We start from the raw sequence: 14,949 nt of genomic DNA on the forward strand, positions 1-14,949 counted from the left end.
CTCAATCGAATAAGGTTTCATTTTTTCCGCGATCGCTACTGAACACAGTGTACCACATATACATGGAATCTGCTGTATTACCGGGCAATAAGCTCACAGTTAGCTGTGAGCTTGTTTAATTGTTTATGATGTTAGAGATGCAGACTAACGCGCCCAAAATGGCTAGGGTCGATCGCACTCGTACTTGAAATTGTCATTCTGTTCCTGCCTTCCTTTGGTTGCGGAAATCTCAATGAGTATCAGTTGGCGAAGCGGGCGCGTTAGCGCATAGCAGTAGCTGGAGTTGGTGAGCCCCGCCTACACTGTAGGCGATAGCAAAGCCTGTAGGAGTATGTCACGAACTTAATTGCTCAGGATTTAAAGCCTTTAGAGCTTTTCTTTTTCTCCTGCGGTTTGGACTTTGACTTATTAACTTCGCCTAAAGCTTCCTGAAATAAGTTGTGCAGGTGCAGGGGAACGCTGGCAATTTCCGGGAGTTCGGGTTCTAAGGGTTTTTTAAAGTCTTGCAGCAGGGCATCTAAATCGCGATCGAGCTGAAAGTCTGGGCGTTGCAATACAGTTTGCAAAATTTGTTCTAATTTCGCTGGATTAACTTTCGCTAACCGCTGGAAAATCCAGGCATTAATTGCAGGATCTTCTAGATAGTTGCGAACCAGCTTCTCGTAACCGGGAACGGTTGAAAAGTCTTCGGCTGCTAGCATTGCAGTAAATTGAGCGTAAGTAGACAAAAAGGTTTGTCCCCAGCGAGGATGAGAAAGTGCTGTCACCTGTTCGGCTTTCTTGAAGCGATCGGGCAATTCGACTTTCGGGATTACCATTTTTGAGTGAGGATCGCCATCGATCGCGACCTCAACTGAAGCAGGATCTGCACCGGCTGCTGCTATAGCTGCTGCTTTAATTTCTTCTGCATCGACTCCGGCATCTTCAACGATATCCGCCAGAGATTTACTTTGATCGATGCCGATATCAGCTAGGCGTTTTTTAGTCATTAATTCCTGAAATTCAGCCAACTGTTTATTCAGGTGATATCCCGATTGCGTCACTTCATCGGTGCCAAAAAATTCGGTAAAATCTTCGTGGTACTGTTCTACAGACTGCCAAGCTTGCTCTAACAATTCCGGCGCATCGCTGTACAAATTATTTTTGTGATTTTGCTTGAAATTGCCGATCGCCACCGCCAACTTTGGCTTGCCCAATTTCCCCATCGGTATCGGAGGGCCCGAGAGTATCCACCAGTCATCGGTGAGAGGAGCGATCCGAGCTCGCAAGATTTCTCCTAACTTAAAGCGAGACATTTCTTGCAGGAAATTAGTGCTGTTGGGCTTAACAGCGTAGTGCTTCGCCGTCAGCCAGTTCATCAGTTCAAAGCTGTCGGGGGAAAGCTGAGTGATTTCAAATAAGCCGGTGAAGCTTCTGTGGCGCCAACTTTCTAGCAAGCTGCAATCGCTCTGGGTTAAATCCGGCTGACTTTCGACAAATAGGTCGATCGGCGTTTTCTCCCCGACTTTACCTTCAACTGTAAAACTGTCAATCACTTGATTTTGCTGAGCAATGTCGTAGCGCTCGCCGGTCGATCGAGCAGCAGCAAAAGCTTCCAAAGCTACCGCTAACTCTCCCTCAGCATCCAGCACAAAGTCAATTAAATTTTGCTTGAGTGTCCAAGCTCTTTCCAGCATTTCATCCACAATTTATACCGATTTTGAATCAGAGGATTTAGATTAACAATTATCGGATTTGAGGCCACGAACGCTTTCACGCTCCGGCTGCGGCTAATGTGCATCGCGAACAATGACAGAAATATGCGATCGATGCCTCAGTCCTGAATTAGTTTAATTTTAAGGCTAACAGTCAAAAAAAAATGCCCATCTCAAACAGAAGCATCCCGATTTTGTACAAAGCGTTTTTTAGGAGTGCGATCGTCCACCACAGCAAAGCCTCTATATCTCGCTTCGTACTCTGCGGCTCGTACTCCTGTGAAATAAAAATCGTGCTGAAAAATGCGATTTCCACGGAGCATAAAAATACCCTCCCCGATGTAGAGAGGGGCTGAAAATCCCCAAAAACTTAGCTAAACTCGCGTTAAAAATAGTCCCAGGTATCAACAACAGTCCAAGACGCAGCAACCGGGTTTTTTTATCAAAACACTTCGCTGCATTCCCCACCAGGGGTAAAAAACCCGAAACGCTGGAGTTTGTGTGCGTCCCAGACTGAGAAATACTTGGCGTCAGCCCTTAGCGGCCGTCTTTGTCAATGTCGCCAGGAACAGCGCGTTCCACGCGATCCCAAGCGTCGCGCGTGGCGTGCTTCGCTTTTTCCCAAGCCACATTAGACTTACCGCGATTTGTTTCGTAGTCGCGCTGCAAATCGTTTTCGCTCTCGTTGAAGCTCTTACCAGTACCGGCATAGCGGCTGTATCCCTCATAACCGGTACGGTATGCAGGCTGATAGTCGTCGTAAGTCGCGCCCGTGTCCACGTAAGGACGGGAACTGTAGTTGGTTTGCCAGTAAGCCTCTTCTACCGTGGGGTCGATCGCCTCTGCCACACCTTTGCCGGCCAAACCGCCGCCAAACGCACCCACAACAGCGCCGACAACTGCTCCTACAGGCCCGCCGATCGCACCGCCGATCGCAGCACCCGCAGCACCCGCACTCGCCGCACCAATACCCGTTCCTACTGGATGAGCCCCTTTTTCCCCGGAAAGCGGGTCGAGGTTAGCATCAGGTTCATGTACCGTTTTTTTGTCATCGCTCATGATATTTATTTCCTTTATCTAACTGTAGTTATTATTAAATTTACCTTTTAAATTAATATCTATTCATCTGCCTTAAGGATGAACCTGCTAGCTCAAATAAAGAGGGGAACCACAAAACCCTTTTGAACGCAAAAAGTGGTTTGACACGCTCCTCTAACGCGGTAAGGTGCGCATTGCGCACCTTACATAATTAGTTTCAAGTGAGTCCTGAGCTCTGCTCAATTGTATACTCACCGAAGGTCAGTATTTACCAGGCACTTGGGTGAGATAGAAAACTGTAGATTTAGTCCTTGCCCGTGACTTTTTCGATCAAACCTTCAGCTTTTTGAACTATGTTTTCTTGCGGGTGTTCTCCCTTGTACTCCTGTAAGCTTTCGTCGTAAGCTTTCTCGGCCTTTGCAGGATTTTGAGAGGTTTTGACTATTTCATCGTAAGCTGCTTGGGGATTGAGATCCTCGAAACTTTCTGCGGGGTCAGTAATTTTAGCTTCTTGCGGCGCGTGACTCTTGTCTTGACCTGCGTAAGCAGCCTGACTGGGTACTACCGCTAGACCTAGCAGACCAATGAAAGCCAGCGTACAGACCAGCAAAATGCTTTGGCTCAATGTTTGTCCTAGAGCTTTTAAAACCCGCTTCATATCAACTTCTCCTGGTATTTTTCCGCAAAAATTATGGTGTTTGTCACCCCTTCACTGCGATCGCACATTTCATAATTTAGCGATCGGGGCAACTTTTGTTGCAAGTGCTGCGCCCTGAGACAGCGAAAAGGGATATTTACCGTGTTGTGAAATATATTAAACTCCTGCTCGTTAAGTTTACTTCTACCAAAAGATAGATTAGTTCGCTCCGCTCCTAAATAGAAGATTCCTTACATCAGCTACCATGCTCAGTCACAGGCTAGGATTGCCCGTTCCACAACAAATAACCTTTCTGGGATCGCAGATACAAAATCCTGTAATTTTGAAAGCCTGATTGAGGTTGCTAAGCCATTTCAGTTATTCGCAACTCGACAAACATCCCAACGCATTTCAAACCAAAATTTACAAAGATTCTTGATTAATCTTCAGGTTGCGGCTCTGCATTGCTTGTTCAAATAATTCGGTAGAAAGAGCTTGCTCTACCGACCAAACGCCGGGTTTTTCCAGTTTTCCTTCTAACATTAATTGAGCTATGCTACCAGTACCGATGCCGGTAGCGGCGGCAGCATTTGGGTGTACCGCTGTCGAGCAAACTTTAGCGGGTTGACCGTTTTTGAGACCGGTCACTTGCGATCGCACTGCGACACCAACCCCACTAAAACTATTAGTAACACTGGTCATCCCGTAACTGACGTAGGAGAGAAATTCAATAACTCCGTTATTTTTGAGCCAGCTAGCCGGCCAATACTTGGCAACAAACCAGGTAAGGTGATTGTAAAGGTCGGGAGACGTACCAAATTTAGTCACAACGGATTTAACGGGGAAAGTCTCGGGCAAAGTGATTGCTTCCGGCATATCGAACCAGTAAACCCCTGTTTTGCCGTAGGGTGTGGGAAATTCAATTGTTTCGCGATCGCTGTAGGGTTTTACTTGCTGCCACTTGCGATCGGCCCACACCTCAAAAGGAGTTTGCAAGCCTAAAAAAGTAGTTCTCATGACGGTAACGCCAGCACCGCCAGAACCTCCGACTACATAAGTCAAATGGATGTGTTCTGCTTCATCTAATTGTTCCACATCTCGGCGCACCATGCTGTTAGAAACACCTGGAAAAATTCCCGTGTTAATAATAGCAGTAATCCCAGCATTTTTAGCGGTTTCGCGCAATTCTAAAGCCTTGCGAGTAAAACTGCGGCTGTCACTGACATCAGTATAATTAACACCTGCTTCGATGCAAGTTTTCAGCACGCCGGCGTCTCGGTAGTGAAAAGGCCCCGCACAGTGAACGACAAGATTAGACTCTGAAACTGCTTTTTGCAGGGCTGCACTGTCCGCTAAATCAAAAGTTTGGTACTGCACCCGATCCGGCGGCAATCCCGGCCCAATAGAGGCTTCAGAGTTGCGTCCGGTAACGGTAATTTCTGCGTCGGTATGGGTAACAAGGTCTTGGGCAACGCTGCTGCCAATTCGTCCTCGGCCCCCGACAATCAAAACTCGGTTTGCCATCGCTCAAAAAAGGGTAACGCTAATCTGAGTTTCTATATTTTCGCGTATAACTTGCATCTGCACAAAGGATGAATTTGTGATAACTCATATCTTGCACCCATGTCAATAACCCCACAGGGGCGGGGAAAACCAATAAATCAAACTAATTGCAGACAAGTTCAATAAAGCCCCACCCAAGTTTAAAATCCATTGACAAGGTTTGGATGTCTGAGTTAGACTATAAGAATATGAACAGTCCCTAATATTTTTAATACTCCCTTATAATAAACCAAAAATTAACTCCCTTATAATAAACCAAAAATTAAACACTATGACAGCAGAAGGTAATGTAGCTGATACGGGTATTGTAGAAGAAGCTAAGCAACTCATCGCAGAAAAAAAAGCCTCAAATATGCCTGAAGCACTCGAAATATTGAAACAGCAAGCTAAACGCGATAAAGATAAAGAAAAAATGGAAAAAATTAAAAGAACCCAGAAAGCTTTTGGTGAGAGACATAGCCGATCCAGCGGCAAAAAGAAGAAGACCAAAAGGTAAGCTGCTCAAAGAAAGATCTCCCAAAATTAGTCTGCAATTAGTGTAGTACCACGAAATTCAGAGAGTTTTGGGGGATGTCGAATTACTCACACTTAGTCATTTTGATACTTGCGTAATGCCATTCAATCTAACTGACTAAGTGTGAAAATAACCTAGGCTGGAAGCACTAAAATTTAGGGAGGTGCAAAAATTATGGATAAGCTGACAACTGAAACACTGCTAGATTATTGCGATTCAGATGATTATACCCTGCAAACAGAAGCATTGATACAGCTTGTAGATGCAGAAGTTTATGAAGCTGTACCGAAGATATTAAGATTGCTAAAATCCGCCGATGAATCAATTAGAGCTGAGGCAGCCGAGGCATTAGGTTATCTCGGTTCAGAGGAAGTAGAGACAGTTGGCCTTGCATTAATGCCTTTGCTAAACGATCCAGAAGAACTCGTTAGGTCTGAAACAGTGGAGGCACTGGGAGAACTTGGTTATAGTCCTGCCGTTGTACCGATAGAATATATTCTCAGACATGACCCTTCAGCACTGGTTCGCGCATCAGCAGCAGAAACTCTTGGATATTTAGATGAACCATCAGCTATAGAAACTCTGGAGCTTTCACTGCTTGATGTTGATGAAGATAAAGCAGTTAGAGGGTATGCTGCTAATTCGATCGGGCTTTTAGGTACGCCGCAGCTATTGCCAAAACTTGAAAACTATCTAAAATTAGAGCTTCCTTTATCAGTAAAAGCTGAATTGCTGGGAGCGAGGTACTGGTTGGGCGCGAAAGAAGATATCGAGAAGCTATTGAGTTTGTTGGATAATGCTGATGAACATTTAGCAATGATCATCCTGAATATTTTAACAGATTTGACCGAACGGGAGGAGCAGCCAACATTGGCGAAAGATGCTCCCGATTTAGAAAGGATATTGAGGGCGATCGCAAATCGTTTTCCCTTCACAGGGAATCAACCAGAAAAAATTCTCGCACTCACAGACTGATAAATGAATACAAACAAACGCAGATGTGATTCATCTGCGTTTATCTGCGTTCATATGCGCTTGCTAAAAATCTTACTTCTCATTACTCCGAAATACCGACTTACCCTTCGCTTTCAGAGTATTAGCCGCATCTGCTAAAGTCTGCGCGAAAGGCTGTTGCGAGTGCATGAAAACGCGAGCGGTATTGCGTCCCGGCATACCCGAAATCGATCCGCCCGGATGAGTTCCCGCCCCTGTGAGAAACAAACCGTCGATCGGCGTTTTGTAATTCGCCAACTCCGGTAAAGGACGGAAAAATATCATCTGATCTAGCGTCATATCAACGTGATAATAATTTCCCTTCAAAGCGCCCAAACGCTCTCCCAATTCCGCCGGACTTTCCACGTGGCGGCCGATAATTGCATTTTTGATATTTGGCGCGTATTCGGCTAATTTATCAATGCAGCGATCGGCAACTTTGTTTTTCAGCTCATCCGTCCAACCCGTACCGTGCTGGCCGGTTCCTTCAGCATTTTCGATCATGTAAGGAGCAAAAAATTCAATCCAAGCCGTATGATGTCCGGGGGGAGCCATTGACGGGTCTAGTACCGTCGGAAACACTACATACATCGATGGGTCAGAGTCTGGGATTCTGCCGATTGAAGGGTCGCTGTGAGAAATTTCAACGTGTCTCACCGAGTCTGCAATTAAAACCGACCCGATTAAATATTCGTCCCGATGATTCCAGCGCTCAAACTTGGGCATTTCATTGAGAGCTAAGTCTATTTTGAGAATAGTCTCGTTGTTGTTAACAATTTTGCGCTCCAATCTTTCCCGCAAATTCGGGTCAGCAGCATCGACATCGCTGTCATCCATTAAATGCAGAAACAAGCGCTTCGCATCAATATTAGAAATGACACCTTTTGTAGCGCGGTATTCCGTGCCGCCGGCAACTCGAACTCCCACAGCGCGACCGTCATCAATTAATATTTTTTCGACGTGCTGGTCGGTAAGTACCACACCCGAGTAACTTTTCACTACATTAAGCAGCGCTTGCACTAATGCACCAGTCCCTCCGCGCGGTCTTGCCATGCCGGGATTGTGCCTCATTGCCAGCATAATTGCGCCTACAGCCAGAGTTTTTTGCGAAGGAGGCGCGCCGAGTTCTGCGGCGAATCTTGCTAGGGGTGCTTTGATAAATTCCTCGTCAAACCACTCGTTGAGAAGGTCTTCAGCGCTCGTGAGCATCGTGCGAACAAAGTCCAGCGTTTTGTCGGGGGAACCGATGACTGACAATAAATCTTTGATCTTTGCAATATCGTAGTTGCCCAGAATATCTATGATGGATTTTGGTGGCGCATTAAACATCGGAACCATTGCACCTAAAGCCCGCTGCCAAAAGTCTGTATATTCGGCATATTTTTTAGCATCGCGCTCGTTGTAGCGGGCAATTTCAGCACAAGTTTTTTCTACAGATTTGTGCGCTAAGAAATATTTGCCGTCGGGATGCGGACAAAAGGCAACTGGATCGCAGAAAAGATATTCTAAACCGTGTTTTTCCAGTTCTAATTCTTCTACAACTGGCCCTAAATGGATAAATTCGTGGTCGATCGCGCACATATTGAATTTAAAATCCGGCAATTCGGGAATCGCAGCTTCAGTAGTTGCCGCGCCGCCGGGAACTGAACGTTTTTCTAACAACAGGACGGTATATCCAGCTTTGAGGAGATAAGAGGCGCAGACCAGTCCGTTGTGACCTGCTCCTATGATAATCACGTCATACGTTTGCATAGATGAAGCTCTGGGGATAGGATATTTTGCTTATTTTACAAATGTTAACAACTTGGCAGTCTCTATCAATAGAAATAGATTCACCTTCAGGAAGCTGTTTTAGCATCTTACAAAAGATGGAGTTTTTACCAAATGCTACTGTGCGATCCCGCTTATTTTCTCTTGAATTTACAAAGCGATCGCCATTTTCAAATCGCGCCACTATTATACTGCATTTAGCCGCGTTTATCTGCGAATTATAAAAAAATAAAACAAAGGAAGGAAAAAGGAAGAAGGAAGAGGATATAAGGAATAGGGAATAGGGAATATAAACAGTTTTGAGATTGATTCCTTCCTCCCAACGCTGCGATTGGAAGGAGTGAAGCCTTAAGAAAATTACTTGCTCAACGCTCAAAACTGCTAGCAAATTACCAATTGGTAATTACCAATTACCAATTACCAATTAGTACATTGAGAAATATTACTTTAGTTCCCGCAATGCCGCCTCAGCTTTTTCTGCACCATCATTGTTGCCTTGCTGGCGGTATGTGTCGAGGGCTTGTTGAAAAGCTTCAATTGCTTCGGATTTGCGATCGCGCGCTTTGAGTGCCGTACCCATATTGTAATAAGCTTCTGCCCGGTCTGGATCGAGCTGAATCACTCGGCGAAAAGTGTTAATCGCTCCTAAAAAATCTTGTTTTTCCAGTTGAATTTCCCCGATTCCTGCGTGTGCTGCCACTAAATTTGGTCGCACCGCAATAGCCCGCTGATAAGCTATCAGTGCTCCGTCGAAGTCGTTTTGAGCCTTGAGAAGTTCGCCAATTTCTAACTGCACTTCTGGATTCCGGGGTTCCAATTTGGCAGCTTCTTCAAAAGCTGCTAGTCCTTCGGAAGCGTGACCACTCCGCAGCAAAGCAGTACCTAATTTTAACTGGACGCTGGGCTGTTTGGGAGCGAGTTCTGCTGCTTCTTGGAGTACGGTAACTGCACTGGCAAAATTTCCTTGCTGTATCAATACTAAACCCATAGAAGAATAAGCTTGCCAACTTTTCGGATCGAGGGCGATCGCCTCTTGGTATGCTTTAAAAGAACCGCTGTAATCTTTTTGCTGAAAGAGTACCACTCCCAGACCGATCCGGGCATTGACATTTTTGCGATCGAGCGCAGCGGCGCGGCGGTAAGCAGCGGCTGCTGCGGGATAGTTTTGCAAATTCGCCATAGCATATCCTAAGGCGTATTGGAAGTCAGCATTGTTCGGTTCGAGATCGATCGCTTGTTGGTAAAATTCCACTGAGGCTTGATAGTTGCCCTGACGCGCTTCTAAATAGCCAATACCAGAAAAAATGCGGGGGTTTTCCCTATCTAAACGTGCCGCTTCCTGATAAATGGCGATCGCCTTACTGTAGTCTCCTAAATCTACCAACTCGCGCCCTTGTCGCAGCAGAGCATCTAAATTTGAATTTTTTTGAGGGTTGACTTCAACTGACGTTTCTGCTGAGAGTGCTATCTGCGGCGCTGCGACAGCGAGTCCCGCTACCAAAAGCGTACTGAATACCAAGAGACTTTGTTTGTGCACGGCCATTTGTTTCAAAGAGTGTGTGGAATGAAAGAGCGAATTGCTGCCAGCTTGCCAAGCTAACAACTTATGGTTTACCAGGAATTTTTGAGTGGCGAGATGTAGTAAATCTACATAACAAGACCCACTCAAAATTTTCGTGATTGAGGCCAACTGATGATTGTAACAACAACTGATATCATCCAAGGAGCAGAAATTCAATCTTACCTGGGAATTGTAACTGCTGAGGTGGTTTACGGCACCAACGCCCTGCGAGATTTCTTCGCGGGCATTCGCGACATCATCGGCGGGCGCACCGGCAGTTACGAGGAAGTGTTTCTCAAAGGACAGCGAGATGCCCTCGCGGAACTGGAAAAACGGGCTCAGCGCCTGGGCGCTAATGCCGTAATCGGCGTGGAAGTTGACACCGGCACGATTAATGTAGACTCGAGCGGAGCTTTGCTGCTGATTACTGCCGTTGGAACGGCTGTAAGATTGCGTTAAGCTGTCTTTCCTGTATACGTCCACGAACTTTTCTAACTGGATAAAATAGTTATCGGTCATCAGTCATCTGTCATCTGTCATTAGTGGCTGGCTGAGGGCTGATGACTTTTTTGTTTCTTTCTTCAGACATAGATACTGGTTATTTCCCCAGGCAGATATAGTTTTTATCAATCTCAGCCACGATCAATGCTTAGGTGAAAGATTGTTAAAAATTAAAGCAACTCTCAGAGGAAAGAAAAACCTATGTCATATGTAAATAGACCTGTAGATAACGTTGGTACCGAGCCCGTGGTGGTGAATTCAGTCATGGAATACCACGATCGAGTGCGGTGGGGTCCGATTTTTTCAGGTTTGGTAATTGCGATCGGCACGCAATTAGTTTTAAGTGCATTGGGCGCTGCGATCGGGTTGAGCAATATTGCTAATTCAGGAGCTCCGCGGACTATTTCAGGAGACGTAGGTACCGGGGTCGGAATTTGGTCAATTATTAGTTTGTTAATTAGCTTGGCTGTTGGCGGTTGGGTAACTGCTCGCGCTTGTGGCCCGATGAATCGCAACACAGCGCTTTTAAATGGAGCAATTTTGTGGGCAACTACGCTAACTATTGGCTCTTGGCTGTTAGCAAATGGCGTGGCCGGTACTTTTGGTGTCATCGCTGCGAATGCGGGAGAAGCGATTAATCAAGCGCAGCAGGGCGGGGTGGATTTGCCGAACCGAGCACCTAACGTATCTGCTCAGGATGCTCGCAATATTGCTGGTAACGCTGCAAAAGCTGGTTGGTCGTTTTTGTTCGGCTCGCTATTGGGTTTAGTTGCTTCTATGGTAGGAGCATCTGCCGGCGCGCGCACTCCTCGCCATCACTCGTAAAAGTTTGGTCAGATAAGGAAAGTTCATATTCATTAAGGCACTTTTTTTAAGGTGCTTTTTTGTGGGTTTCTCGTTCCCAGATTCTACCAGAAAACGCATTTCAGGAGGCTCTGCCTCCAGGTTTTTAAGTGGAGGCAGAGCCTCCTGAAATGCGTTACCAGGCAGAGCCTGGTAACGAGTATAATTCACCGAGGAATGTGCGGGCGACGCACCGTAGAAATTAAGCAGTGAAGTATTTGGCTGCTGGGTGATAGGTGATAATTGCGGTTGTTGATTGTTCGGGATAAAGTTGTTCGCTTTCATCCATGTAGAGGTTGATGCGATCGCACTTTAACAACTCCAGTTGCTTGTACTGATCCGCCATGTTCGGACAAGCGGGATAGCCAAAACTGTACCGCGAACCGCGGTATCTTTGCGCTAGCATATCGCGAATGTTGTCCGGTTCTTCGCTACCAAATCCCAATTCCCGCCGAATTCGCGCGTGAGTCCACTCTGCGATTGCTTCCGCCGTCTGCACCGCTAATCCGTGAAAGTAGAGATAGTCGGTATATTGATGGTTAGCAAATAGCTTTTGCGCGTACTCTGTAGCAATTTCTCCCACTGTCGCTACTTGCATCGGAAATACATCCATTTTACCCGATTCTTTGGGGGCGAAGAAGTCGGCAATGCACAGCCTGCGCGCTGATTTTTGCCGGGGAAATGTGAATGTTGCAGCGGGTGTCGATACATCTTGCCCGCCAGCCATGATTTCTGGGTCGTACAAATACAAAGAATTGCCTTCAGCTTGACAGGGAAAATACCCGTAAATTGCTTGCGGATCCAGTAACTTTTCGGTAATAATTTTGTGTTTCCACTCTTTCAATATGGGATAAACTGTCTCAGCTAAGAAAGCATCGTATTCTTCCCGCGATTGGTCTTTTGGCTTGCGGAACTGCCACTGACCGGCAACTAAGGCTTGCAAATCTAAGTGCCAGAAAATCTCCTCAAAGGGGATGTCTTCTCCCTGCAACAGTTTTGTTCCCCAGAAAGGAGGAGTCGGGCGATCGATATCTGCTGCAACTGCTTCGGATCGCTTGGTATCTATCACCACAGGAGTGTCGGCTTTCTTCGCATCTTCTCCAGGAGTTTCTGGCGCAGCTTTAGCTTCTTTAACTACCCCATTATCATGCCCTATTTCATCTAAAAATCCTTGCAAATCTTCCCACTTACCAGCAGATTTCGCTGGCATGAGTTTGTCCATAAAATGCAAGTCAGAAAACGCATCTTTGCCGTAAACAACTTTACCTTTGTAAGTATTTTGGCAATCTTCATGCACAAACTTGGGAGTCAAAGCCGCGCCGCCCAAAATTACGGGTACGGTGATTCCTTTCTCGTTGAATACTTCCAGATTTTCTTTCATGAATGCGGTGGATTTTACCAGCAATCCACTCATCGCTATACAGTCGGCTTTGTGCTTTTCGTAGGCTTCGATGATATTGTCAACAGGCTGTTTAATTCCCAAGTTAATCACTCGGTAGCCGTTGTTTGATAAGATAATATCAACTAAGTTTTTGCCGATATCGTGAACGTCGCCTTTGACAGTAGCGATGATGAATGTGCCTTTGGCATTGTCCCCAGATTCAGACTTTTCCATGTGCGGTTCTAAATAGGCAACAGCCGCTTTCATGGTTTCTGCTGACTGCAATACAAATGGCAGTTGCATTTGTCCCGAACCGAACAATTCTCCGACTACTTTCATCCCGTCTAATAGGAAAGTATTGATTATGTGGAGAGGCGGATAGGTTTCTAATGCTTTGGCGAGTTGGATATCTAGTCCAATCCGTTCGCCGTCGATGATGTGCTGCTTCAAGCGTTCTTCTACCGGGAGGTTTGCGTCTTCTGTCCGATCGCGCTTGGTAGTTTTGCCCGCAAACACCGTTGTCAGGTCGCCCAAGGGGTCGTAAACGCAAATATCGCCGTCAAACTCCCGTTCGTCGTAAATCAGTTTACGGCAGATTTCTTGGTGTTTGGGGTCGATTTTGGCGATCGGCAAAATCTTATTCGGGCTGACAATTGCCGAGTCCATCCCGGCTTGCATTGCTTCGTGCAAAAACATGGAATTCAAAACTTGCCGCGCCGCCGGATTCAAGCCGAAGGAAATATTAGAAACTCCTAAGATGACGTGACACCCTGGCAATTCTTGGCGGATGCGGCGGATGGATTCGATGGTAGCTTTGCCGTTTTTTCTATCTTCTTCAATCCCGGTGGAAATGGGCAAAGCTAGGGTGTCAAAAAAGATTTCCTCGGCGGGAATTCCGTAGGCGACAGCGGCGTTATATGCGCGCTGGGCGATCGCAAATTTTTGGTCGGCAGTTCTGGCCATCCCGTCTTCGTCAATTGTCCCGATAACTATGCCCGCGCCGTATTTTTTTGCCAACTCCAAAACTTGATAAAAACGCGGTTCTCCGTCTTCGTAGTTAGTGGAATTCAGCAAACATTTGCCGCCCGCAACTTTTAAGCCGGCTTCCATCTTTTCCCATTCGGTGGAATCCAGCATTAAAGGGAGAGTGGCATTAGTCACAACGCGGGAAACTAATTCTTTCATGTCTCGCACGCCGTCGCGGCCGACATAATCCACGTTGACATCGAGAATGTGCGCGCCTTCTCGCACTTGTTCCCTAGCCATTGCTACTAAACCGTCCCAGTCTTCGGCGTTTAGCAAATCGCGGCATTTTTTGGAACCGCTGGCGTTGAGTCTTTCGCCGACAATTAAGAAGGAATTCTCTTGTTCGTAGGGTTGGGCGGTGTAAATTGAAGCGGCGGAAGGTTCCCAAGTAAATTCGCGGATTTTGGGTTTCAGAGTTTTGCCAATTTCTGATAGTTCGCGGATGTGATCGTAGCGGGTGCCGCAGCAGCCGCCGATGACTTGCACGCCTAAGTCTTCGACAAAGCGCATCAAGGCCATTTTTAATTCTATTGGCGTGAGTTTGTAGTGCGCGTGGCCGCCGATGTTTTCGGGTAAACCGGCGTTGGGAACGCAGGAAACGACGAAGGGCGAATGTTCGGAAAGGTATTTGACGTGTTCGGCCATGCGATCGGGCCCGGTGGCGCAGTTGAGGCCTAAGATATCTATGGGATAGGGCTGCAAAATTGCGAGGGCGGCGCTGATATCGGAACCGACTAACATTGTACCGGTGGCTTCCATTGTGACTGATACCATTAACGGAATCCGCGCGCCTTTTTTCTTAAATACTTCTTCAATGGCATTTAATGCTGATTTAATTTGCAGCACATCTTGACAAGTTTCGACAATAAATAAGTCAACGCCGCCGTCATATAGTCCTTCTGCTTGTTCCGCAAAAGCGGCGGTGAGTGTGTCGAAATCGATGTGTCCTAATGTGGGCAATTTGGTGCCTGGCCCGATCGATCCTGCGACAAATCGAGGTTTTTCTGGCGTAGAAAATTCGGCGGCGATACCCTTGGCGAGTTCGGCTGCTGTTTTGTTGAGATAATATGCTTTGTCTGCTAAATCGTACTCGGCGAGAACGATGGAAGCCCCGCCAAAGGTGTCTGTTTCGATGACATCGGCCCCTGCTTCGAGGAATCCCCGGTGCACGTTGGCGACGGCTTCCGGTTTCGTGTGGACGAGATATTCGTTGCAGCCTTCGTATTCTTTGCCGCCAAAGTCTTCTGCGGTGAGGTTTTGGACTTGCAGGTTGGTTCCCATTGCGCCGTCGAAGACGATGACGGGGCGTGAGGGGTGGTGGAGTCGATCGAGGAATCTGCTATTCATAAGCGGTCAAAAAAACGCAGGTGCTATATATTTACAATTTTATCTATTGTGCAATATTGTCAACAATTATGTGACTGTTGG

Annotated in this window: 12 protein-coding genes; 4 read left to right on the forward strand and 8 right to left on the reverse strand. The window is 46.5% G+C overall.

Going from position 1 to position 14,949, the window contains the following annotated elements; all coding sequences use genetic code 11:
• Positions 1 to 350 precede the first annotated feature (350 nt).
• From QUA20_RS28285 to QUA20_RS28305, 5 genes are all read right to left on the reverse strand, one after another.
• Positions 351 to 1,676 carry a hypothetical protein gene (locus QUA20_RS28285; RefSeq protein WP_333193344.1) on the reverse strand — a complete coding sequence of 442 codons (1,326 nt, stop codon included), beginning with the start codon at positions 1,674 to 1,676 and terminating at the stop codon, positions 351 to 353.
• Between the two features lie 191 nt (positions 1,677 to 1,867).
• Positions 1,868 to 2,017, reverse strand: coding sequence for a hypothetical protein (locus QUA20_RS28290; protein WP_333193288.1), 150 nt, complete (start codon positions 2,015 to 2,017; stop codon positions 1,868 to 1,870).
• Positions 2,018 to 2,231: 214 nt separating this feature from the next.
• A complete protein-coding gene (locus QUA20_RS28295; protein WP_333193290.1) occupies positions 2,232 to 2,753 on the reverse strand; it encodes a hypothetical protein in 522 nt (173 codons plus the stop codon).
• Between the two features lie 283 nt (positions 2,754 to 3,036).
• The gene (locus QUA20_RS28300; protein WP_172184314.1) at positions 3,037 to 3,390 is read right to left on the reverse strand and encodes a hypothetical protein; all 354 of its coding nucleotides are present in this window, start codon (positions 3,388 to 3,390) and stop codon (positions 3,037 to 3,039) included.
• A gap of 402 nt (positions 3,391 to 3,792) precedes the next feature.
• The gene (locus tag QUA20_RS28305; protein WP_333193294.1) at positions 3,793 to 4,893 is read right to left on the reverse strand and encodes a saccharopine dehydrogenase NADP-binding domain-containing protein; all 1,101 of its coding nucleotides are present in this window, start codon (positions 4,891 to 4,893) and stop codon (positions 3,793 to 3,795) included.
• A 310-nt stretch (positions 4,894 to 5,203) separates the two neighbouring features.
• Here QUA20_RS28305 and QUA20_RS28310 point away from each other — a divergent pair, with 310 nt between their 5' ends.
• Positions 5,204 to 5,428 carry a polymorphic toxin type 34 domain-containing protein gene (locus tag QUA20_RS28310; protein ID WP_333193299.1) on the forward strand — a complete coding sequence of 75 codons (225 nt, stop codon included), beginning with the start codon at positions 5,204 to 5,206 and terminating at the stop codon, positions 5,426 to 5,428.
• 192 nt (positions 5,429 to 5,620) lie between these two features.
• Entirely contained in the window at positions 5,621 to 6,421 is an 801-nt protein-coding gene (locus QUA20_RS28315) for a HEAT repeat domain-containing protein (RefSeq protein WP_333193302.1), read from the forward strand.
• A 72-nt stretch (positions 6,422 to 6,493) separates the two neighbouring features.
• Here QUA20_RS28315 and crtO read toward each other — a convergent pair whose 3' ends face one another.
• Together crtO and QUA20_RS28325 are read right to left on the reverse strand one after the other, a co-directional pair.
• Positions 6,494 to 8,191 carry a beta-carotene ketolase CrtO gene (gene crtO / locus QUA20_RS28320; RefSeq protein ID WP_333193303.1) on the reverse strand — a complete coding sequence of 566 codons (1,698 nt, stop codon included), beginning with the start codon at positions 8,189 to 8,191 and terminating at the stop codon, positions 6,494 to 6,496.
• A gap of 460 nt (positions 8,192 to 8,651) precedes the next feature.
• Positions 8,652 to 9,752, reverse strand: a complete 1,101-nt coding sequence (locus tag QUA20_RS28325; RefSeq protein WP_333193306.1) for a tetratricopeptide repeat protein — start codon at positions 9,750 to 9,752, stop codon at positions 8,652 to 8,654.
• 150 nt (positions 9,753 to 9,902) lie between these two features.
• Between QUA20_RS28325 and QUA20_RS28330 the strand changes: the two genes are divergently transcribed.
• Positions 9,903 to 10,229 (forward strand): YbjQ family protein, encoded by a 327-nt coding sequence (locus QUA20_RS28330; RefSeq protein ID WP_172184303.1) that lies wholly within the window; start codon positions 9,903 to 9,905, stop codon positions 10,227 to 10,229.
• Positions 10,230 to 10,472: 243 nt separating this feature from the next.
• A complete protein-coding gene (locus QUA20_RS28335; RefSeq protein WP_333193308.1) occupies positions 10,473 to 11,096 on the forward strand; it encodes a hypothetical protein in 624 nt (207 codons plus the stop codon).
• A gap of 220 nt (positions 11,097 to 11,316) precedes the next feature.
• Here the strand turns inward: QUA20_RS28335 and metH are convergent, their stop codons facing one another.
• Complete coding sequence (metH, locus tag QUA20_RS28340) at positions 11,317 to 14,868, reverse strand: methionine synthase (protein ID WP_333193311.1); 3,552 nt, start codon at positions 14,866 to 14,868, stop codon at positions 11,317 to 11,319.
• Between the last annotated feature and the right edge of the window lie 81 nt (positions 14,869 to 14,949).

The organism is Microcoleus sp. Pol7_A1 (assembly GCF_036701085.1).
Taxonomy (GTDB): Bacteria; Cyanobacteriota; Cyanobacteriia; order Cyanobacteriales; family Microcoleaceae; genus Microcoleus; species Microcoleus asticus.